This is a genomic window from Achromobacter veterisilvae (genome assembly GCF_037619525.1).
Lineage (GTDB): Bacteria > Pseudomonadota > Gammaproteobacteria > Burkholderiales > Burkholderiaceae_B > Achromobacter > Achromobacter veterisilvae.
The window spans coordinates 3309887-3333154 of sequence record NZ_CP148753.1 but is presented as its reverse complement, the minus strand read 5'-3'; the positions used below and the strand labels follow the sequence as shown (position 1 = coordinate 3333154).

The window sequence follows — 23268 nt, the reverse complement described above, 5'->3', positions numbered from 1 at the left end:
ATAACTCCCTGAAACGGAACCGACATGGCCAACACCTCACCCGCAGTCGTCAACGAAATCACCGGTCGCGCGTGGATACGCAATAGCGACGGATCCCTGACCGAACTGCACCAGGGCAGCAGCGTTCCCGCGGGCAGCGACGTGGTCACTGCCTCGGGCGCCTCGGTTTCGCTTCAGGTTGGCGACGGCATGCCGATCGTCATCGGCGAAGGCCGCGAGGTGGCGGTGAACGGCGACATCGGCGGCCCCTTGGCCGACCCGTCCGAAGCCGCGGTGGCGCCTCCCACCGGCACCGACTCCGACCGCCTCCTGGCCGCCCTGCGCGACGGCCGCGACCCGTTCGATGAATTGGATCCCACCGCGGCCATCGTGGCCGGCGGCGGCGATGCCGGCGGCAGCAGCTTCGTGCGCCTGGCCCGCATTCTTGAAACCACCAGCCCGCTGGACCTGGCCTATCCGAACCCGGCCCGCGGCGACGACGTCCTGCCCCGCATGTCCGCGACCGGCGCCGGCGGCGACGACGATGGGGATGGACAGGGGGGGCTGGCGAACACGCCGCCCTTGGCCCAGAACGATGCCATCGCCACCCGCCAGGACGATGCGATCCGCGGCAATCTGCTCGCGAACGACTCCGATCCCGACGGCGACGCGCTGACGCTGGTCTCCGTGAACGGCCGGCCGATGACGGGCGCCGGCCTCACCGTGCCGGGATCGAATGGCGGGGTATTCACCGTATATCCCGATGGATCGTACGTCTTCAATCCCAATGGCGAATACAAGGGGCTGGGCGAAGGCGAGACGGCGACCTCCACCATTTCCTACACGATTACCGATCCTTCCGGCGCCGCCTCCACGGCGACGGTCACGGTCACCATCACCGGCGTGCTCGATGTGCCGACGATTTCGGTCTCCGATGCCGGTACGGTCAACGAAGGCGACGCCGCGACTTTCAATATCAGCCTGGGCAATACGATCGATCTGGATCGCGAAACCACGATCACGCTGAAAATCGGCGGCCAGGTCGAGACCGACGACGTCGGCGTGCCCGTCGTCACCATCGGCGGCGTGCCCGTCACGGTGACGGCCAATGCGGACGGCACATACAGCTTCCAGCTTCCCGCAGGCGTGACCGGCGGCATTGTGGTGACCGTGCCCACTACCGACGACGACACTTTCGAAGGCAGCGAGAGCCTGACCCTGGAAGCGACCCTCAGCGGCCAGGCCGCCAACGGCGCCCAACTGCCGCCGGGCATATCAGACACCGGCACCGCTGCTATCGTCGATACCGAAAGCACCGATCCGTCCAACCCGAACCCGGGCGCCGACGTGCCGGCTCTGACCGTCTCCGACGCTGGCGATGTCAATGAAGGCAGCGACGCCGTCTTCAACGTCGCGCTGACCAAGCCGGTCGATGCCGACACCACCCTCACCTTCAAGCTGGGCGGCGAGATCGAGACCGACGACGTGGGCGAGCCCACCGTCACCATCGGCGGCGTGCCCGCCACCGTCACGGCCAATGCCGACGGCACCTACAGCATCACCGTCCCGGCCGGCACCACCGGCGGCATCGTGGTGACCGTGCCCACCACCGACGACAATGTCTTCGAGGGCCGCGAAGACCTGACGCTGGAAGCCACCCTGACCGGCAGCTCGGACAGTGGCGTGGCGCTGCCCGGCAACATCACCGACACCGGCACTGCCACCATCGTCGACACCGAAAGCACCGATCCGTCCAATCCGAACCCGGGCGCCGACGTGCCGTCGATCACCGTCTCCGACGCGGGCGATGTCAATGAAGGCAGCGACGCCGTCTTCAACGTCGCGCTGACCAAGCCGGTCGACGCCGACACCACGCTCACCTTCAAGCTGGGCGGCGAGATCGAGACCGACGACGTGGGCGTGCCCACCGTCACCATCGGCGGCGTGCCCGCCACCGTCACGGCCAACGCCGACGGCACCTACAGCATCACCGTCCCGGCCGGCACCACCGGCGGCATCGTCGTGACCGTGCCCACCACCGACGACGATGTCTTCGAAGGCCGTGAAGCGCTGACACTCGAAGCCACCCTGACCGGCAGCTCGGACAGCGGCGTGGCGCTGCCCGGCAACATCACCGACACCGGCACCGCCACCATCGTCGACACCGAAAGCACCGATCCGTCCAACCCGAATCCGGGCGCCGACGTGCCGGCTATCACCGTCTCCGACGCAGGCGACGTCAACGAAGGCAGCGAAGCGGTCTTCAATGTCGCGCTAACCAAGCCGGTCGATGCCGACACCACGCTGACCTTCAAGCTGGGCGGCGAGATCGAGCCCGATGACGTGGGCGTGCCCACCGTCACCATCGGCGGTGTGCCCGCCACCGTCACGGCCAATGCGGACGGCACCTACAGCATCACCGTCCCGGCCGGCACCACCGGCGGCATCGTGGTGACCGTGCCCACCACCGATGACGACGTCTTCGAGGGCCGTGAAGACCTGACGCTCGAAGCCACCCTGACCGGCAGTTCGGCCAGCGGCGTGGCGCTGCCGGGCAACATCACCGACACCGGCAACGCCACCATCGTCGATACGGAGAGCACCGATCCGTCCAATCCGAACCCAGGCGCCGACGTGCCGTCGATCACCGTCTCCGACGCGGGCGATGTCAATGAAGGCAGCGACGCGGTCTTCAATGTCGCCCTGACCAAGCCGGTCGACGCTGACACCACGCTCACCTTCAAGCTGGGCGGCGAAATCGAGAACGACGACGTGGGCGTACCCACTGTCACCATCGGCGGCGTGCCCGCCACCGTCACGGCCAATGCCGACGGCACCTACAGCATCACCGTGCCGGCCGGCACCACCGGCGGCATCGTCGTGACCGTGCCCACCACCGATGACGACGTCTTCGAGGGCCGCGAGGACCTGACGCTGGAAGCCACCCTGACCGGCAGTTCGGACAGCGGCGTGGCGCTGCCGGGCAACATCACCGACACTGGCAACGCCGTGATCGTGGACGACCACGGGTCGGGCGCCGACGTGCCCGCTCTGACCGTCTCCGACGCGGGCGATGTCAACGAAGGCAGCGATGCGGTCTTCAACGTCGCCCTGACCAAGCCGGTCGATGCGGACACCATCCTCACCTTCGAGCTGGGCGGCGAAATCGGAACCGATGACGTGGGCGTGCCCACCGTCACCATCGGCGGCGTGCCCGCCACCGTCACGGTCAATTCCGACGGCACCTATAGCATCACCGTCCCGGCCGGCACCACCGGCGGCATCGTCGTGACCGTGCCCACCACGAACGACAATGTCTTCGAGGGTCGTGAGGACCTGACGTTGACGGCCACGCTGACGGGCGAGTCCGCCAGCGGCATCGCCCTGCCGGGCAACATCACCGACACCGGCAACGCCGTGATCGTGGACGACCACGGTTCGGGCGCTGACGTGCCCGCGCTGACCGTCTCCGACGCGGGTGACATCAACGAAGGCAGCGACGCCGTCTTCAACGTCGCGCTGACCAAGCCGGTCGACGCCGACACCACGCTGACCTTCAAGCTGGGCGGTGACATCGAGCCCGATGACGTGGGCGTGCCCACCGTCACCATCGGCGGCCAGCCGGCCACCGTCACGGCCAACGCCGACGGCACCTACAGCATCACCGTGCCGGCCGGCACCACCGGCGGCATCGTGGTGACCGTGCCCACCACCGATGACGATGTCTTCGAAGGCCGTGAAGACCTGACGCTCGAAGCCACCCTGACCGGCAACTCGGCCAGCGGCGTCGCGCTGCCCAACGACATTACCGACACCGGCACCGCCACCATCGTCGACACCGAAAGCACCGATCCGTCCAACCCGAACCCGGGCGCCGACGTTCCGGCTATCACCGTCTCCGACGCGGGCGATGTCAATGAAGGCAGCGACGCGGTCTTCAATGTCGCCCTGACCAAGCCGGTCGACGCTGACACCACGCTGACCTTCAAGCTGGGCGGTGAAATCGAGACCGACGACGTGGGCGTGCCCACGGTCACCATCGGCGGCGTACCCGCCACCGTCACGGCCAACGCCGACGGCACGTACAGCATCACCGTCCCCGCCGGCACCACCGGCGGTATCGTCGTGACCGTGCCCACCACCGACGACGATGTCTTCGAGGGCCGTGAAGACCTGACGCTCGAAGCCACCCTGACCGGCAGTTCGGCCAGCGGCGTCGCGCTGCCGGGCGACATTACCGACACCGGCACCGCCACCATCGTCGATACCGAAAGCACCGATCCGTCCAACCCGAACCCGGGCGCCGACGTGCCGGCTATCACCGTCTCCGACGCGGGCGACGTCAACGAAGGCAGCGAAGCGGTCTTCAACGTCGCCCTGACCAAGCCGGTCGACGCCGACACCACGCTCACCTTCAAGCTGGGCGGCGAGATCGAGACCGATGACGTGGGCGTACCCACTGTCACCATCGGCGGCGTGCCCGCCACCGTCACGGCCAATGCCGACGGCACCTACAGCATCACCGTCCCGGCCGGCACCACCGGCGGCATCGTCGTGACCGTGCCCACCACCGACGACGACGTCTTCGAGGGCCGCGAGGACCTGACGCTCGAAGCCACCCTGACCGGCAGTTCGGCCAGCGGCGTCGCGCTGCCTGGCGACATTACCGACACCGGCGCCGCCACCATCGTCGATACGGAGGGCAACGGCAAGGACGTGCCCACGCTCGACGTGTCCGACGCGGGTAGCGTGACCGAAGGCAATACGGCGAGTTTCAACGTCGCCCTGAGCCAATCCGTCGACGCCGATACCACGCTGACTTTCAAACTGGGCGGCGAAATCGAGAACGATGACGTGGGCGTACCCACTGTCACCATCGGCGGCGTGCCCGCCACCGTCACGGCCAATGCCGACGGCACCTACAGCATCACCGTCCCGGCCGGCACCACCGGCGGCATCATCGTGACCGTGCCCACTACCGATGACAATGTCTTCGAGGGCCGCGAAGACCTGACGCTGGAAGCCACCCTGACCGGCAGTTCGGCCAGCGGCGTGGCGCTGCCCAACGACATTACCGACACCGGCACCGCCACCATTGTCGATACCGAAAGCACCGATCCGTCCAACCCGAACCCGGGCGCCGACGTGCCGTCGATCACCGTCTCCGACGCGGGCGACGTCAACGAAGGCAGCGACGCCGTCTTCAACGTCGCGCTGACCAAGCCGGTCGACGCCGACACCACCCTTACCTTCAAGCTGGGCGGCGAGATCGAGAACGATGACGTGGGCGTACCCACTGTCACCATCGGCGGCGTGCCCGCCACCGTCACGGCCAATGCCGACGGCACCTATAGCATCACCGTGCCGGCCGGCACCACCGGCGGCATCATCGTGACCGTGCCCACCACCGACGACGACGTCTTCGAGGGCCGCGAGGACCTGACGCTCGAAGCCACCCTGACCGGCAACTCGGCCAGCGGCGTCGCGCTGCCCAACGACATTACCGACACCGGCACCGCCACCATCGTCGATACGGAGAGCACCGATCCGTCCAACCCGAATCCGGGCGCCGACGTTCCGGCTATCACCGTCTCCGACGCGGGCGACGTCAACGAAGGCAGCGACGCCGTCTTCAACGTCGCGCTGACCAACCCGGTCGACGCCGACACCACGCTGACCTTCAAGCTGGGCGGTGAAATCGAGAACGACGACGTGGGCGTGCCCACCGTCACCATCGGCGGCGTGCCCGCCACCGTCACGGCCAACGCCGACGGCACGTACAGCATCACCGTCCCGGCCGGCACCACCGGCGGCATCGTCGTGACCGTACCCACCACCGACGACAATGTCTTCGAGGGCCGCGAGGATCTGACGCTCGAAGCCACCCTGACCGGCAGCTCGGCCAGCGGCGTCGCGCTGCCTGGCGACATTACCGACACCGGCGCCGCCACCATCGTCGATACGGAGGGCAACGGCAAGGACGTGCCCACGCTCGACGTGTCCGACGCGGGTAGCGTGACCGAAGGCAATACGGCGAGTTTCAACGTCGCCCTGAGCCAATCCGTCGACGCCGATACCACGCTGACTTTCAAACTGGGCGGCGAAATCGAGACCGATGACGTAGGCGTGCCCACCGTCACCATCGGCGGCGTACCCGCCACCGTCACCGCCAATGCCGACGGCACCTACAGCATCACCGTCCCGGCCGGCACCACCGGCGGCATCGTGATCCAGGTGCCCACTATCGCCGACGGCATCTATGAAGGCACCGAGAGCATGACGCTCTCGGCCACGCTTTCCGGCCAGACCGCCAGCGGCACGCCCTTGCCCTCCGGCATCTCGGACAGCGGCAATGCCGCCATTGTCGACATCAACAAGCCGCCGGTAGTTGAAAGCGCCTCCACCTCGGTATCCGAGGAAGGATTGAGCGGCGGCATCAAGGACAGCAACGGCACGTCGGACACAACCGACTCGGCGCAGGCCAACGGCCAGTTGAACATCACCGACGATAACGGCGACGCGGCCTATACCATCACGCTGGTGGCGCCCGCCAACGGCGAGCTCAGTTCCAACGGCGTGCCCATCGTCTGGACGCTGTCGGACAATGGCCATACCCTGACCGGCCGCGCCGGCGCGACCGACGCGATCGTCATCAAGATCGACAATACGGGCGCGTACACGGTCCAGATGCTCGAACCGGTCGATCATCCCGACACGACCCGCGAAGACACCCTCGGCCTGTCCGTGGACGTCAAGGTGGCCGACGGCGTCAATCCGCCCGTCTCCACCACGTTGAACGTCACGATCGAAGACGATTCGCCCGTGGTTCAGCAGAACTCGCCCGTCAATGTGGAATCCACCGGCATCCCGGACGTCTACACCGGCACGGTATCCTTTGCCGGCAGCTCCAGCAGCGACAGCCAATGGAAATTCACATTCGGCAACGGCGCCGTGGAGGTCTCGGCCAAGGGCTTCACCTCCAGCTCCGATCTCACGCTCACCGATGCCAAGGTCAACCAGAGCACTTCCGGCCTGGGCGTGGCGAGCACGGGATCGCCGTACCACAACATCGCCAACGAGGTGGACTACCGTGAATTGAACGGCCAGGGCGCGTCGGAAGAACTGACGATCCACCTCACCGGCGGGAAGATCGCTTACGGCGCGACCATCGATTTCGCGGCGATGTATGGGGGTGAAGTGGAAAGCGGCATCGCCCGCTTCTATCGCGACGGCGTGCTGATCGCCGAACGCACCTTCACGTCCGACCAGAATGGCGGCGACTACGCGGCGAACTTCCGGGTCGAGGAAGGCGGCTTCGACACGATCGTGGTCTCGGCCACCGACAATCACAAGAATTCGTCCAGCGACAACAGCGACTTCACGGTGACGGGCATAACGTTCCTGGGCAGCGAGGACGTCCATGCCATCGCCTATGCCGACGGCACCCTGCAATACGCCTATGGCGCAGACGGCCCCGGCACGCTGCAACTGACGGGCGTGGAAAGCGGGCTGACCACGCGCGACGGCGGCGCCATCACGACCAACGTGGCCTCCAACGGCAACCTGATTCAGGGGCTGGACGCCTCGGGCAACCTGGTGTTCGAGATCCGCCTGACGCCGGCCACCGGCAAGTGGGAGTTCTATCAGTACCAGCCCATGAACGGCACGGCCAACGACCTGATCGACTTCACGTACCGCGTCACGGACGCCGATGGCGACTACGCCACCGGCCAGTTCCAGGTCGGCGGCGTGGAGCCGGCGGGCCCCACCTTGGTCATCGAAGACAACAACGCCGGCGCGCCGGGCGTGCTGAGCGTATCGGAAGCGCAGGCGGTCGACGGCGGTTCCTTCACGATCACCGCGGCGGCCGGGCTGAAGTCGATCACCCTCGACGGCGCGGGCAATGCGGATGCAACGCTTACCCTCGAACGCCTGGCGGATCTGGCGAACAACCCGGTCACGCTGACCACCAGCAAGGGCACGCTGACCCTCACGGGCTACGACGCCGCGACCGGCAAGGTGACCTACACCTACCAGACCAGCGGCGCGCAGCAACATACCGGCGACGATACCAACGTCCAGGACCACTTCCAGATCACGGTGGAAGACAAGTTCGGCGGCAAGGCCACGGGCGACCTGGGCGTGCTGATCACCGACACGGCGCCCGAACTCAAGCCGATCGCCGAAACCTCGGCGCTGTCGTCTCAGGGCACCAACATCATGCTGACGCTGGATACGTCGGGCAGCATGAACTACGGCAGCGGCGTCAAGAACGGCAACAAGGAACTGTCGCGCCTGGATGTGCTGAAATCCTCGGTCAACAAGCTGCTGGACCAGTACGGCGAGGCCGGCGACGTGCGCGTGATGATCGTGGAATTCAATTCCTCCGCGAACCAGAAGGGCAGCGGCTGGATGACCCTGGCGGAAGCCAAGGCGCTGGTCGATGGGCTGAGCTACGGCGGCGGCACCAACTACCAGGCGGCGCTGAATACCGCAATGAATGCGTGGAACAACTCTGACTCGGGCAAGCTGGAAGGCGCCAATGTCAAGAACATCTCGTACTTCTTCACCGATGGAGAACCCGAGAACGGCTCCGTCAACTCCAGCCTGCAGGCGACGTGGGAGAAGTTCCTGACGGATAACCAGATCAATTCGTACGGCATCGGCCTGGGCACCAGCGCCACCGGCAAATATATCGATCCGGTTTCCTACAACCCGGATCAGCCGGCGGATAGCAACACTATCCTGGTAAAGAACCTGAACGGTCTGGATGCGGCGATCGAAGGCACCATCGCGCCGCCCATCACCGGCGATATCGCCACGGGCGGCACGCTGGGCGCCGACCTGGACGGCGCGCGCATTACGCAGTTGGTCATCGAGGGCAAGACGTACAACTACGATGCGGCGACCAACAAGGTGACGGCCCCCTCCGGCGCCAACTACACCTTCAATTCGGCCACGTCCGAACTGACCGTGACGACCTCGCACGGCAAGTTCACCATCGACCTGGCCGGCGACAATATGGGCGACTATCGCTATCAGCCGCAAAGCGCGGGCACGGACACCATCCAGTACACGGTGAAGGACGGCGACGGCGACACGGCAAGCTCCAGCCTCACCCTGAATGTGACGGCGCCGGCCTACCAGGCGCCGGACGCGGTCAACGACAGCATCATCACCAACATCTTGAGCACGCAGCTTGCGGTGCAGTCGGGATCGCTGCTGGCCAACGACGTGCGCGGCACCGGCGCGCTGACGATGGGGCCGCTGACCGTGAATACGGGCTGGAAAGACAAGGGAGCGGACTTCTCGGCGCGCTCGGTCGCCAAGCTTGACTTCGATGGCACCAGCAACACCAACAATGCGAACAAGTTCCTGACGGTCAACCGCGGCGATTTCGCGCAAATCGGCCAGGATCGGGCGCAGCTCAAGGTGGACGGCTATCTGGGCAAGGTCGGCGATAGCCGCGGCAACGACCAGGACACAATCACCATCGCCTTGATGGCCGGCGAAATCCTCACGCTGAACCACGACCTGCCGGCCAACTGGATCCGCGTCGAATATCGCCTGGAAGGAAGCACGGGCGCCTACAAAGTCCTGCAAAGCGGCGACACCATCGTCGCCACGGCGGATAACCGCTACGAAATCCACATCGTCAACGTGGACGACAACGGATCGAGCTCGGGCGGCACCGGAGCGGAAGACTATCTGCTCACGATGACCGTCGACTATTCCCACGCCCATCCCGTCACGGACAACGTCGCAAATGGCTCCTACACGATCCAGACGGCCGATGGCCACAGCGATAGCGCCAATGTTTCGGTGACTTATCAGGCGGGAGACCACCTGGTCGGCACCGACAAGGCCGAGATCCTGCTGGCGGGCGATGGCAACGATACGCTCGACGGCGGCAAGGGCAACGACGTGCTGATCGGCGGCAAGGGCAACGACACCCTGATCGGCGGCGACGGTTCCGACATCTTCCGCTGGGAGTTCAATGACCAGGGCACGACGTCCAACCCGGCGGTCGACCGGATCAAGGACTTCTCGCTGGACAAGCCGGCCGACGGCGGCGATGTCCTGGACCTGAAGGATCTGCTCGTGGGCGAAAAGGACAGCAACCTGACGCAGTACCTGAACTTCAAGCAGGAGGGCAGCAACACGGTGATCGAGATCAACACCAAGGGCCAGATCGGCCAGGGCGCGGATCAGAAGATCGTGCTTGAAAACGTCGACCTCACCCACGACGCCCACGGACAGGCCCTGAACAACCAGGCCATCATCAACGACCTGCTGCAAAAGGGGAAGCTCAACGTCGACCACCACTAAGCAGTAGGCGGGGGAAGGCCGGCGCCTCGGCCTTCCCCGCGCGGCGCAGCACATTTTTTCCCAGGGCACGCCTAAGGTGTCCGGAAAAATGTGAAAATCCGTTTCATGCCATCGACCCGCCGTTACCAAAGCACGCTGAAGCTGTGCCGATTGGTTTTGCTATGCCTGGCTTGCGGCTGGGGCGGCAGCTCCGCCCTGGAGGTGAATGCCGACCGGCTGCAAAGCCTGTCGGCCAGCCGCTATGGCGCGAAAGGCGCCAAGGCGGTGTCGAGCTGGCTGCAACTGATGCGCGGCGCCGCTCCCGCCCAGGAAAAGGAAACGCTGGCGCTGGCGAACGACTTCTGGAACCGCGCCCTGCTGTCGGGCGAGGACGCCACGATCTGGAAGCAGGCCGACTATTGGGCCACGCCGCTGGAATCGCTGGGCAAAGGCGCGGGCGACTGCGAAGACTATGTCATCGGCAAATATTTCACCTTGCTGGCGCTGGGGGTCCCGGCCAACAAGCTGCGCTTCATCTACGTGCGCGCGCGCATCGGCGGCGCCGCCAGCAGCAGCCAGGTCGCCCACATGGTGCTGGGCTACTACGAGACCCCGAACGCCGTGCCGCTGGTACTGGACAGCCTGATCTCCACCATCCTCCCGGCCACGCAGCGCCGCGACCTGACGCCGGTGTTCAGTTTCAACGCCGACGGCGTTTATGTCGACGGCAAGCCCGCCGCCCCGGTTGACCGCCTCAGCCGCTGGCGCGATCTACTTCAACGCATGGAACGGGAAGGCGTGCGCCCCTGATTTCCGGAAACAAGACCATGTCCATACTTCGACAGCTACTGCTCAGCGTTACCCTCGCGATCGGCGTCATCCTGCTGGGCACGCTGGCGCTCAGCGTGAATGCCGCCCGCGAGTACCTGTCCGGCCAATTGCAGGTGCAGAGCACCGACGCCGCCGTGTCGCTGGCCCTTTCGCTCTCGCAACCCGCCAACAATGATCCCGTGGTCCAGGAACTGCTGGTGTCGGCGCTGTACGACGGCGGGCATTTCTCGCTCGTGCGCCTGGCCGATCCGGAAGGCAAGGTCCTGATCGAACGCCGGTCCACGGCCACCGCGGCGTCGGTGCCGGCGTGGTTCCAGTCGCTGGCGCCGCTGAACCCGGAACCGGCCACCCATGCGGTCAGCGACGGCTGGCGCCAGATCGGCGAGGTCACGCTGGTCGCCAATGACGCCTATGCCTGGGAAGCCCTGTGGCGCAGCAGCCTGAAAATGATCGCGCTGGTGATCGGCGCGGGCATTCTTTGGGCGGTGTTCGCGTTTCTGCTGGTGGGGTGGATCAAGAACCGCCTGCTGCGCGAAATCAGCGACCACGTGCGCAGCATCGGCCAGGAGTCGCCGTCCGGGCAGGTCGAGGCGCGCGTGCCCGAATTGTCCGGCGTGGTCCAGGCCCTGAACCAGACCCGCGAACGCGTCTACGCCAGCGCCGAAGAACAGAACGCCAAGATCGAGTCGCTGGAGCTGGAACTGAACCAGGATCCGGTCACCGGCCTGCCGAACCGGAAGTACTTCGTCAACGAATTCCGCCGCGCGCTGGAAGCGCCGCCGGCCATTGCCGGGCGCGCCGTCGACGGCGGCCACATCCTGGTCTTCCGCCAGCGCGACCTGGCGGACCTGAACCGCCACATGCCCCGGGAATTCATCGACCAATGGCTGCGCGCGGCCTGCGAACGCATCGCCGGCACGCTCAAGCGCATGCATGTGGCCGCGCCCCTGCTGGCCCGTCTGAATGGATCGGATTTCGCCCTGCTGCTGCCCGGCTGCGCGGCGCCGCAGGCAATGATGGTCGCCGAACAGTTGCGGGCGGACCTGCACGCTTCGCGTATTCCGGTCGGCGAGGGACACCTGTGCCGCTGGGCGCAAGCCATGACCGACTACGGCCACGGCAACCAGGCCGGCCCGGTGCTCGCGCGCCTGGACTTCGGGCTGATGCGGGCGGAGAGCGCCGGCAACGACCAGGTCGTGATCGCGGGCGCGACCGACATGCAGTCACCCTCGGAATCCGGCGAACGCGCCTGGAAGGACGCCATCCTGTCCTCCCTGGAAGACCGTCGTTTCGAGCTGGCCACCGAACGCCTGCTGGCCACCGACGGCAGCACGGTCCGCATCGAGGCCATGCTGATGCTGCGCACCGCCGACGACGAGGAGCCCATCCCGGCGACGCTGTTCATCCCGCCGGCCGTGCGCCTGGACCTGGTGGCCGATTGCGACCTGGAAGCGGTGCGCCTGGCGCTGGACTGGCTGGCTTCCAACCCGGGCGAGCTGGCCGTGCGGGTCGCCCTGCCCTCGCTGCGGGGCCAGAAGTTCTTCCGCCAACTGGCCCTGCTGCTGACGGAGCACCGGCCGCTGGCGCGCCGCCTGTACCTCGAAATCGACGCCCACGGCCTGGTCGAATGCCACGATCAGATCGCCACGCTGGCCCGCGTCGCCTCGGAGTTCGGCGCGCACATCGGCGTGCGCCGCCTGGCGCAACAGTTCGGAGCGGTGGCGCAATTGCACACCCTGCCCTTGTCCTACGTGAAACTGGGCGGAGGCTTCGTGGGCGGCATGTCGCAAAGCCCCGGCAGCCAGCAACTGACCGCGTCGGTGCTGGAAACCGCGCGGGACCTGGATATCGCGGTCTACGCCGAGGACGTTCCCGACGCCGAAACCCAGCGGATCCTGGCCAATCTGGGCATCGGCATCATGCGGGGCCCGGGGGTCAAGACCGCCCCGGGCGGGGCGTAGGCGCGCCGCGGGTTCAGCGGGCGGCGGCCTTGCCCTTGGATTGTTCGTATAGGGGCAGCACTTGCTGCGCCGCGGCCTGGAGATCGCTGATGCGCGAGGCCGCCGACGGGTGGGTCGACAGGATCTCCGGCGGCGCGCTGCCCTGTTCGGCGGCGCCCATCTTCTGCCACAAGGTCACGGCTGCCCGCGGATCGTAGCCCGCCCGGGCGGCCAGCTCCACGCCCATCCGGTCGGCCTCGGTTTCGTGCGTGCGGCTGTTGGGCAGCGTGAACATCACGCTGGTGAGCTGCCCGCCCAGATCGGACGCCGCGCTGGACCCCGTGGCGATCGACAGCACGGACAGCCCCAGGTTCGTGGCCATCTGCTGCGATACCCGCTCGCGCGCGTGTTCGCGCAGCGCGTGGGAGATCTCGTGGCCCAGCACCGCCGCCAGTTCATCGTCGGTGGGCTTGATCTTGGAGATCAGGCCCGTGTAGACGGCGATCTTGCCTCCCGGCATGCACCAGGCGTTGACCTCGTCGCTGGACAGCACGTGCACTTCCCATTTCCAACTGGAGGCATCCGGCCGGAACACGGGCGCCTGCGCGATCAGCCGCTGCGAAATGGCGCGCACGCGCGCCAGTTGCTGGGCGTCGCGGTCCAGTTGGCCCTTGGCCTGCGCCTGCTTGAGGATGTCGGCGTACTGCTGGTTCGCTTCCTGTTCCAGCGCCTGCGACGGCACCATGCTGGACATGTATTGCGTACGATTGACGCCGATCGCGCCGGACTGCGTGGTGTTCATGCCGGTGCAGCCGGCCAGGGCGGCCAGCGCGAGCGCCGCGCCCGCGCTGCGCAACGGATAACGTTTCCGGATCATGTCGGCCTCCAGGTATTCGAAGAACGCCAGCGTATCAGACCGGATCGCCGCATTGCGCGCGATGGCGCAAGGCATGGTCGATCAGCACGAGCGCGAGCATCGCCTCGGCGATGGGCGTTGCCCGGATGCCGACGCAAGGATCGTGGCGGCCTAGCGTCTGCACCATGACGGGCTCGTTGGCGCGGTTCACCGAGCGGCGCTCGACCCGGATGCTGGACGTGGGCTTGATGGCCAGCGACACGGTGACGGGCTGGCCGGTGGAAATGCCGCCCAGCACCCCGCCCGCATGGTTGGTCAGGAAGCCGTCGGGCGAGATCTCGTCGCCGTGTTCCGAGCCGCGCTGGACGATGCTGTCGAAGCCCGCGCCGATCGATACGCCCTTGACCGCGTTCAGGCCCATCATCACGTGCGCGATGTCGGCGTCGAGGCGGTCGTAGATCGGCTCGCCCCAGCCCGCGGGCAGGTTCTCCGCCACGACCTCGATGCGGGCGCCGACGGAGTCCCCGTCGCGGCGCAACTGGTCCATATAGGCTTCGAGTTCCGGGACGACCTCGGCGTTGGGCGCGTAGAACGGGTTATTGGGGACTTCGTCCCAGGACACAAAGGGAATGGCGACCGGTCCGAGCTGGCTCATGTAGCCGCGGACCTTGACGCCATATTGCTCGGCCAGCCATTTCTTGGCGATGGCGCCCGCGGCCACGGTGGGCGCGGTCAGGCGCGCCGACGAACGCCCGCCACCGCGCGGATCGCGCACGCCGAACTTGCGCCAGTACGCGTAGTCGGCATGGCCCGGCCGGAAGGTGTCGGCGATGTTGGAGTAATCCTTGCTGCGCGCGTCGGTATTGCGGATCAGCAGGCCGATCGGCGTGCCCGTCGTCATCCCCTCGTACACGCCCGACAGGATCTCGACCTGGTCGGCTTCCTGGCGCTGCGTGACGTGGCGCGAGGTGCCGGGACGGCGGCGGTCCAGCTCTAGCTGGATGTCGGAAGCGTCCAGGGCCAGCCCGGGAGGACAACCGTCCACGACACAGCCGATGGCGGGTCCGTGGGATTCGCCGAAATTGGTGACGGTAAAGAGAGTACCTAGGGTATTGCCGGGCATAGGGAGTCAACGGGTCGGGTTTGCAAGCAACCCCGATTATGACACCGCCGAAGCCAAAGCCTGGATTTCCGACGCCGGCGCGGGACGTCCGAGCAGGAATCCCTGCATGACCCGGCATCCCAGGGACTTGAGGATCTCGCGCTGGCCCTCGGTTTCGACGCCTTCGGCCACCACGGGCAGATGCATGGCCTGGCACAGGCCGAACAGCGCGGACACGACCTCGCGGCTGCCGGCGTCCGATTCCAGCGCGGAAATGAAGCTGCGGTCGATCTTTACCCAGTCGATGGGCAGCGAGCGCAGGTGGTTCAGGCTGGAATAGCCGCAGCCGAAGTCGTCCAGCGCCACGCCGATGCCCTTGGCCCGCAGCGCATTCAGTATCTTCACGTGCTGCTCATAGTGCAGGATGAAGATGGACTCCGTGATCTCCAGCACCAGCTTGCGCGGCGCCAGATGGGCCCCGGCCAGCACGTTCGACACCAGTTCGACCAGGCCGTCCTCGTCCATTTGCTTGACCGAGAGGTTCACGTGCACACGCCAGGCCGCGGGCCACTGCGCCGCCTGGGTGCATGCCCGTTCCAGTATCCAGGCGCCCAGTTGCACGATCAGGCCGCTGCGCTCGGCCAGCTCGATGGTCACGGCGGGCGACACGCTGCCCAGCACCGGGTGATGCCAGCGCAACAGCGCCTCGCATCCCTGGACCACGCCCGTGCCGCTGTCGCAGACCGGCTGGTAATACAGTTCGAACTGCTCCATGTCCGGCGTGGTCAATGCCAGGCGCAAGTCGTTTTCCAGGCCTTGCCGGTCGCGCTGGCGCGCGAGCATGCGGAAATCGAACAGGCTCCAGCCGGGGCCGCCGCGGTCCTTCAGCGGCACCAGGGCCACCTGCACGCAGCGCTGCAATTCTTCCACGCTACGCCCGTGTTCGGGATACAAGGCCGCGCCGACGCGGAAAACGGCGATCAGCGGACGGCCGCCCAGTTCGTAGGGCGCGCTCAGGTCTTCCAGGAGCTTGGCCGATACCTGCGCCGCCCCTTCCTCGTTCACTTCGGGCACACAGAGCGTGAATGCGTCCGCGCCCGTGCGCGCCACCATGCCGCCCAGGGTCCGCGCGATCAGGCTGAGCCGGCCGGCCACCTGCACCAGCAAGGCCTGGTCTTCCCCGGCGCGCAACATGGCGCTGATCTCGGCGTACTGTTCGAAGGCGACCAGGAAGAACGCGCCCCTGCGCGAACGCTCGCCGGCGCCGTCGAGCCAGGCGCGCGCGCGCCGGTGCAATTCCTGCTGGCTGAGGACGCCCGTCAACGCATCGCGCGTCAGGCGGCGACGAAACGCGCGCTCCCTGCGCATGAAGATCAGGCATAGCGCCACAAGCGCGACCGCCAGCACCAGGCACAGTGCGAGCAGGTAACTCTCACGCACGGAGCCCCCTATCCATAAGCCCCCGGCGTTGCGGTTCGGAATGGAACCCAAGGGCTGTAACATTTTTTAAATTATGCATTAGTTTCGCAAAAAAACGCCACACTTCGGAGGCAACGCGCCTCGTTTTCCTTGTATTCCTACGGTTCTTTGAGTGCTCGCGGGCGGGGAAAGCGGCTCAAGCATAGCGTTCCCCGGCTCCTTGCGGCATGCTTCGTCCTTACTACTACGACAGCGGAACCCGAAAAATTAATACGCCTTGTCTCGATAGTTGTCACTCGGAAGGCGGCCGGGTTCGAAATAATTGCACAGCTTGGCCGGTCCTGGGGCAGATTTAGTAATATTCGGTACGTTATGTGACATGTAGAATTACAGTACAGAAGGCATCGCTGATGTATTGGTAACGTGTGTCACGTTTCTTATCCAGGTTTTGTCGGACGCTTCCTTGTCCGATGCCCCCGTCGACCGGACACTGGGCAGCTCCGCCCGGGGCGCCGCGCCGGGCAGGTAGGGAACCTTCAAATACATGTCCACTTTCCGCCGGCCCCTTTTTTTCACTGCCGTCCTGATCGGCCTCGTCCTGCTCGGCGCCCAGGCGCTGGGGATGATGGCTGCGCACCGATACCTGCAAACGCAATTGGCGCAGCGCAGCGAAGAAGGCGCCAGCCTGCTCGCCTGGACCTTGTCGCGTTCCGGCGGAAGCGCCGAAGAGCGGGCCGCGCTGGCGGACGAGATGTTCGGGCGGGGCCAGTACGCGCTGGTGCGCATCGCGGACCAACAGGGCGGCCCCGTCCTGGAACGGCAAGCCGGGCCGGAAGACGCGCCGGGCCGGGAACACGATTGGCGAAACGCCTGGCTGGACATGGAGGCGCCCGCCGTGTCGCGCCCCTTCACGGCCGCCGGCGGCGGCGTGCAGGGCATCGTCACCGTCCAGGCGGATTCGCGGCAGGCGCGCGACACGCTGTGGCGAGGCGGCGTGCGGGTGCTCGGGCTGGTGCTGGCCGCGGGCGCCCTCTGGACCTTGTTCGCCCTGAACCTGGCCCGGCGGACGGAGGCGCAAGCCTCGCGGGACGTCCGCGAACGCGCGCGCGCGCTGGCGCCGGGCAACGATGCGAGCTTGGACGGCAACGGCGCGCCGGCCAGCGCAGACCAGGCGCTGGTCGATGCGCAGCGCATGGTCGCCGCCACGGTGCAGGAACAGAACGCCCGGATCGAATCGCTGCAAAGCGAGGTCTACCGCGACCCCGTCACCCGCCTGCGCAACCGCCGGTACTTCGTCGAACAATTCAGGCTGGCGCTGACGGACAAGGAATCCGAGACGGGCGGCCACCTGCTGATGTTCCGCCAGCGCGACCTGGCGCAGATCAACCGGCATCTTTCCCGCGCGTTCACCGACCAGTGGCTGCGCTCGTCGTCCGACCGGCTGCACAAGCTGGTGGCCGAGTTCGGCAGCCAGGACGCATTCCTTGCCCGCCTGAGCGGATCCGATTTCGCGCTGCTGCTGCCCCGCGCCTCGGCGCCGCAAGCCGGCCTGCTGGCCGAGCGCGTGCGGCGCGAATTGCGCTCGCTGCGCGTGCCGATGGACAAGCACGGGTGGTGCCGCTGGGCGCTGGCGATGGCCGCGTATGCGCCCGGGGACAACATGAGCGAAATCCTCGCCCGCCTGGATCACGCGCTGATGTGCGCCGAAAGCGCCGACGACGACCAGATCACGCCGGCCAACCGCGCCCCCGACAGCACCCACATCGGCGAATATAGCTGGCACGACGCCCTGGTCACGGCGCTGGAGCAGCATCGGTTCTCGCTGTCCGTGCAGCCTTTGCACGATATGTCCGGCGCCCTGCTGCACCAGGAAGCCAGCCTGACCCTGCACGATACCGCCGATGCCGATCCGGTGCCCGCGTCGATCTTCATGCCGCCCGCGGTCCGGCTCGGGCTGTCAGCGGAATGCGACGTGCAGGCCCTGCGGCTGGGACTGGACTGGCTGTATGCCCGCGCGGGCGCGCTGGCGGTGCCCATAACGCTGGCGTCGCTCGCGCAGCCCTCGTTCCTGTCCCGGCTGGAACGCATGCTGGCCGACCGTCCGGCATTGACGCCCCGCCTCATTATCGAGGTCGACGCGGCGGCGCTCGTGGAACACGAAGTGGAACTGCGCCAGCTCTGCGGCATCGCCGCGGCCGCCGGCGGCCGGGTGGGCGTGGCGCGCCTGTCGCAGCAGTTCGGCGCCATGGAGCGCCTGCACGAGTTTCCCCTGTCCTACCTGAAACTGAGCGGCGGCTTCATTACCGGCCTGCTGCACAGCCCGGGCAGCAGGCACTTGGCCGCGACCGTGGTCGCGACGGCCACGACGCTGCGCATGGAGGTCTACGCGGAAGACGTGCCCGACATCGCGACGCAGAACATCCTGGAAGGCCTTGGCGTCCACGCGATACGCGGCGCTGTCGTAAACTTCGCGCAGGCTCACGACCTCGCATCCGAACATCCATGGGTTTCTAGTTGACGGAAGGATCTCCTCTTCGCATCCGCCGGCTTTTTCGCCGCTGCCGCGCCCGCCGCGCAAGCGCCGGACGGCAAGCCCTCCCGCCGCGGCTGGGAATACTGCTGTACGCGCTGCTCTTTCCCGCCGCCGCCCTGGCCTACGCGCCAGGCAATCCCTATGAAGACATCCACCTGGGCCTGACGGCGGGGGTGGCGATGGCCTGCGGCCTGGCCTGCGCCCTCGCCTGGGCGGCCACCCGCAACGCGGCGCATGGCGCCGGCCTGGCGTTCATGCTGGTCGAAGGCCTGTTCCGCGCCACGCCCTCCCTGCTGCCGCCCGGCGCGCTGCAGGCCGGCTCCTATGCCGCCTTGCTTGCGCTGACCGTCCCGTTCCTGTCGGGGTCGCCCACCGCCCAGCGGCTGGCCGCGGCCTGCCGCTGGGCCGGCATCGTGCTGGCGGTCGCCGCCGCCTTGGCGCTGATCTTCGCCTACGGGCCCGGCAACGGCACTCTCTCCGCCGCGATCGCGGGCGCCTGCGCCATCGCCAGCCTCCCGCTGGCCGGCTGGTTCCTGTCGCGCGCCGCGCGCAGGGGCCCCGGAAGCGCGGCGGCGCTGGCCCTGGCTGTTGTGTACGGGGTGTCGGCGTGGATACTCGGCCACGACGCCTTGAGGCAAGAAGGCGCCGATGGCGCGGGCGCGGCGTTCGAACTCGCGCGGCTGCTGCTGGTGTCGGGCGCCCTGCTCCTTCTGGCCATCGGCAGGCAGGCTGGCCCCCAGCCCCTTGCGGGGCGCGGCGGCCCCGGCCCCGCCGACGCGGCGCATCTCGCCCAAGGCGAACTCAGGCTGGCCGAACTGGCCGGCGCGCTCGATACGCAGCGCCAGATGAACGCGCTGATCTCGCACGAACTGCGCGCGCCGCTCGCCACCATCAGCGCGGCGGCCCAGTCGCTGGACATGATTCTCGCCGACGGCGGCGACACAGTGGGCGGCCGCCTGGCGCGCATCCACCGCTCGGTCGGCCGGATGACCGAACTGATGGACCAGCTTCTGAATCAGGACAGGCTGGGCGAACAGGCCTGGACGCCCCGCGGCGAGCAGACGGACATGGCCGAACTCGCGCGCGACGTCGTGGCCGCGATGCGGCCGGACACCGCCCACGCGCTGGTGCTGCAGGCCGAAGCGCCGCTGCCCGTCTACTGCGACCGCCCGCTGACCAGCGTGGTGGTGCGCAACCTGATCCACAACGCCATCAAATATTCGCCGGCAAATGAGCCGGTCCGCATCGAAACCGGGCAAACCCGCGCGGGCGGCGTCGCGATGGCCTGGGTCGCCGTCACCGACCGCGGTCCGGGCATCGGGGAAGAAGAGCAGACGCGCATCTTCGAGCCGCATTTCCGGCGCGCCGCGCACCGGGAAACGCAGGGCATGGGGATAGGCCTCTATCTGGCCCGGCGCATCTGCCAGAACCAGGGAGGTTCACTGACCATGCAGAGCAAGGTCGGCGTGGGCACGCGCTTCGTCGTCACCTTGCCGGCCGGCGCGCCGGCGGCCTGACGCCGGCTGCCGGTTCAAGCGGCAAAAACGTAACCCTGGCCGCGCACCGACAACACCGGCAGCTTGAGGCCCGCGCTTTGCGCCTTGGCGCGAAGGCGGCTGACCAGCACGTCGATGCGGCGCAATTCAAAGCCGCCCGGGCTGTCGGGCAGGAACAATTCCGCCAGGACCTGCCGGCTGACCGCGCTTCCGGCCGCGTCCATCAGCGCGATCAGGAAGGTCCGTTCCTGGGCGCTGAGATGCAACGACGCCCCATCCGGCGCCACCAGGATCCAGCCGCCGTCCTGCAAGGACCACGAACTGTCCGCCGAGGCGCGCGTTTCTCCGTCCGCCGGCCGAGGCGCCTTGGCCAGGCGCATCCGCCGGGCCAGGCTGCGGATGACCGAACTGAGCTCCAGCAGGTCCACGGGCTTGGTCATATAGACGTCGGCGCCGCCTTCCAGGCCGCGCACCCGGTCTTCCAGCGCGCTGCGGCCGGTCAGCATGACGATGCCCACCGGGCTCAGGGCGCGCAGGCGGGTTGCAACCGAAAAACCGTCTTCTCCGGGAAGATGGGCGTCAAGAATGACGATATCGCATGGCTGCTCCTGCAACCGCCGATAAAACGCCGCCGCATTATCACAGGCAAACGCCACCCGGAAACCATAGCCACCCAAGCCTAACGCCAATTCCTCCCGGAAATCGGCGTCATCCTCAAGCAGACCGATACACAGCAAACCATCTGCGCCAGCCATATTTAGAGTGCTTTATATTGAAGAGTATCGACAAATGCCCCGTGGACGCTTTGTCCCCGGGTGTCCCGTTGGCAACAATCTTACGACTTTTACAATGGAAACGAATGATTGCAGTGAAAAAAACTGCGATATTCCTTTTCTAAATAGTTATTTTCGCGTAAGTCACGGGAAAATCTGCTTTCCGGCCGGCGCGCAGTATTCAGGATGAGCAACTGACTTCGATGCCGCCCGCCCAATCCGGCGGCAATCCGGCATATTTTTCATGGCCCGGCTGCTCTACATAGGGATTGCGCAACAGCTTCAGCAAGGTATCGATTTCACCGGCGTCGCCCGATTTCGCCGCTCGGATCGCCTCCTCCGCCAGATGATTGCGCAGCACATAGAGCGGATTGACGCCATTCATGCCCGCGGCCACCTCGGCGGGGGGCCGCCCGTCCTGCGCATGGCGAGCCAGCAGCCGGTCCAGCCAGGCCGACGCGGCCGGGCGGTCGATGAACAGGTCCTCGAACGGGCTGCGCTGCCCCGAGACCGCATCGGCCAGGCGCCTCCAGCTCAGGGTGAAATCGGCCTGGTTGGCGTCCATCAGCTTGAGCAGGTCGTCCAGCAGCGGCTCGTCGTCGGGCCGCCACGCGGCCAGGCCCAACTTGGCGGCCATCCGGGAGTGGAAGGCGCTCGTGAACGCCGGCTCGAACTCGTCCAGCACGGCCCGCAGGCCCTCGACGTCCGGCACTAGCGCATGCAGGCTGCCGCCCAGGCGATACAGGTTCCACAAGGCCACGGAGGGCTGGCGGTTCCACGAATACCGCCCTTCCGTATCGGAATGGTTGCAGACGTGCCCCAGGCGGAAGCCGTCCATGAAACCGTAAGGGCCGTAGTCCAGCGTCAGCCCCAGGATGGACATATTGTCCGTGTTCATCACCCCGTGGCAGAACCCGACCGCCTGCCAGTCCGCCATCAGGCGGGCCGTGCGCCGCGTGACCGCGCGCAGCAGGTTCAGGACGTCGGCGTCTGCGGGCTCGCCGTTCCCCGCCTCGCGGCATTCCGGGTAGTAGCGGTCGATGACGTAGTCCGTCAAGATCCTGAGCTGATCGGGCTGGCGGCGCGACGACCAGTGCTCGAACGAGCCGAAACGCACGAAACTGGGCGACATTCGCGTCACGATGGCGGCCGTCTCGACCGTTTCGCGCATGACCGGATCATCGGAAACCACCAGCGCCAGCGCGCGCGTCGTGGGCACGCCCAGTCCGTGCATGGCTTCGCTGGCCAGGTATTCGCGCACGGACGACCGCAATACCGCGCGGCCGTCGCCCATGCGCGAATACGGCGTCATGCCGGACCCCTTCAGTTGCAGTTCCCAGGCGCCCTCCGGCCCTTCGACCTCGCCCAGCAGGTGGGCGCGCCCGTCGCCCAACTGGCCGGCCCAGACGCCGAACTGGTGGCCGCTGTAGACCGCCGCCAGGGTGTCGCCGCCGGGCAGCGGCTGCGCGCCGGAGAACACGCCCAGGAATTCGGGGGTGGACAGGACGGAAGGATCCAGGCCGATCAGGCGCGCGGCATCGGCATTGGCATGCAGCAGGCGCGGATTGTTCAGGGCCTGGGGCGCGAGACGGGTATGAAAAACCGCGGGCAAGGCGGCGAACGAGTTGACCGCGCGAAGCTCGGACAGCGAATGGGCGCTCATGCGCGTTGCCTCCTGGCGGCCCGCTTGGCGGGCCGCACATAGAAAATGGCGCTCAGGAAGAAGACCGAGGACAGCAGGATCTCTCCCCATGCCATCCCGACGGACAGCGGGGCCGGGTCGGACATGGCGCGCACCGCCCCTTCCATCAGGTAGAGCAGCGACAGCATGGACGCCCATTGATAGGTATAGAGATTGCCGCGCAGGATGCCGCGCAGCGGGAACGCCAGCGGCAAGGCCTTCAGCAACATCCAGGAACCGCCGGGCCGCACCGGCGCCACCACGGTCTCCCAGGTAACGCACAGTACGATCAGCGCAAACAGCGAAACCGAGGCCAGCAGGCGCAAACGGGGGTTGAGTTCAGGGTTCAT

Annotated in this window: 11 protein-coding genes; 5 read left to right on the top strand and 6 right to left on the bottom strand. The window is 67.0% G+C overall.

What is annotated here, in order from left to right; genetic code table 11:
- Nucleotides 1-24 precede the first annotated feature (24 nt).
- From WHX56_RS15465 to WHX56_RS15455, 3 genes are all read left to right on the top strand, one after another.
- The gene (locus tag WHX56_RS15465; RefSeq protein WP_338878293.1) at nucleotides 25-10308 is read left to right on the top strand and encodes a retention module-containing protein; all 10284 of its coding nucleotides are present in this window, start codon (nucleotides 25-27) and stop codon (nucleotides 10306-10308) included.
- A 105-nt stretch (nucleotides 10309-10413) separates the two neighbouring features.
- Nucleotides 10414-11097, top strand: a complete 684-nt coding sequence (locus WHX56_RS15460; RefSeq protein WP_208742366.1) for a transglutaminase-like cysteine peptidase — start codon at nucleotides 10414-10416, stop codon at nucleotides 11095-11097.
- Between the two features lie 17 nt (nucleotides 11098-11114).
- Nucleotides 11115-13079, top strand: a complete 1965-nt coding sequence (locus tag WHX56_RS15455) for a bifunctional diguanylate cyclase/phosphodiesterase (protein WP_129240517.1) — start codon at nucleotides 11115-11117, stop codon at nucleotides 13077-13079.
- Nucleotides 13080-13092: 13 nt separating this feature from the next.
- Here WHX56_RS15455 and WHX56_RS15450 read toward each other — a convergent pair whose 3' ends face one another.
- Genes WHX56_RS15450 through WHX56_RS15440 form a run of 3 tightly spaced genes read right to left on the bottom strand, consistent with a single transcriptional unit; the run spans nucleotide 13093 to nucleotide 16456 of the window.
- A complete protein-coding gene (locus WHX56_RS15450; RefSeq protein ID WP_287756241.1) occupies nucleotides 13093-13935 on the bottom strand; it encodes a M48 family metallopeptidase in 843 nt (280 codons plus the stop codon).
- Nucleotides 13936-13969: 34 nt separating this feature from the next.
- Nucleotides 13970-15037: a chorismate synthase gene (gene aroC, locus WHX56_RS15445; RefSeq protein WP_129240518.1), complete on the bottom strand. Its 1068-nt coding sequence runs from the start codon at nucleotides 15035-15037 to the stop codon at nucleotides 13970-13972.
- Between the two features lie 36 nt (nucleotides 15038-15073).
- Nucleotides 15074-16456, bottom strand: coding sequence for a putative bifunctional diguanylate cyclase/phosphodiesterase (locus tag WHX56_RS15440; protein WP_129240519.1), 1383 nt, complete (start codon nucleotides 16454-16456; stop codon nucleotides 15074-15076).
- A gap of 523 nt (nucleotides 16457-16979) precedes the next feature.
- On the opposite strand from WHX56_RS15440, the gene WHX56_RS15435 reads away from it, so the two are divergent.
- Both WHX56_RS15435 and WHX56_RS15430 read left to right on the top strand, forming a co-directional pair.
- Nucleotides 16980-18953 (top strand): bifunctional diguanylate cyclase/phosphodiesterase, encoded by a 1974-nt coding sequence (locus tag WHX56_RS15435; protein ID WP_338878292.1) that lies wholly within the window; start codon nucleotides 16980-16982, stop codon nucleotides 18951-18953.
- Nucleotides 18950-20485, top strand: a complete 1536-nt coding sequence (locus tag WHX56_RS15430) for a HAMP domain-containing sensor histidine kinase (protein WP_338878291.1) — start codon at nucleotides 18950-18952, stop codon at nucleotides 20483-20485. The genes WHX56_RS15435 and WHX56_RS15430 overlap by 4 nt, the downstream gene beginning before the upstream one ends.
- 14 nt (nucleotides 20486-20499) lie before the next feature.
- On the opposite strand, the gene WHX56_RS15425 is transcribed toward WHX56_RS15430, so the two are convergent.
- The 3 genes from WHX56_RS15425 to WHX56_RS15415 all read right to left on the bottom strand — a co-directional run bounded on the left by WHX56_RS15425 (nucleotide 20500) and on the right by WHX56_RS15415 (nucleotide 23268).
- On the bottom strand, nucleotides 20500-21219 hold the full coding sequence (locus WHX56_RS15425; RefSeq protein WP_129240521.1) for a response regulator transcription factor: 720 nt from the start codon (nucleotides 21217-21219) through the stop codon (nucleotides 20500-20502).
- Between the two features lie 199 nt (nucleotides 21220-21418).
- Nucleotides 21419-22900 carry a protein adenylyltransferase SelO gene (locus WHX56_RS15420; RefSeq protein WP_338878290.1) on the bottom strand — a complete coding sequence of 494 codons (1482 nt, stop codon included), beginning with the start codon at nucleotides 22898-22900 and terminating at the stop codon, nucleotides 21419-21421.
- Nucleotides 22897-23268, bottom strand: coding sequence for a DUF2069 domain-containing protein (locus tag WHX56_RS15415; protein WP_129240523.1), 372 nt, complete (start codon nucleotides 23266-23268; stop codon nucleotides 22897-22899). The genes WHX56_RS15420 and WHX56_RS15415 overlap by 4 nt, the downstream gene beginning before the upstream one ends.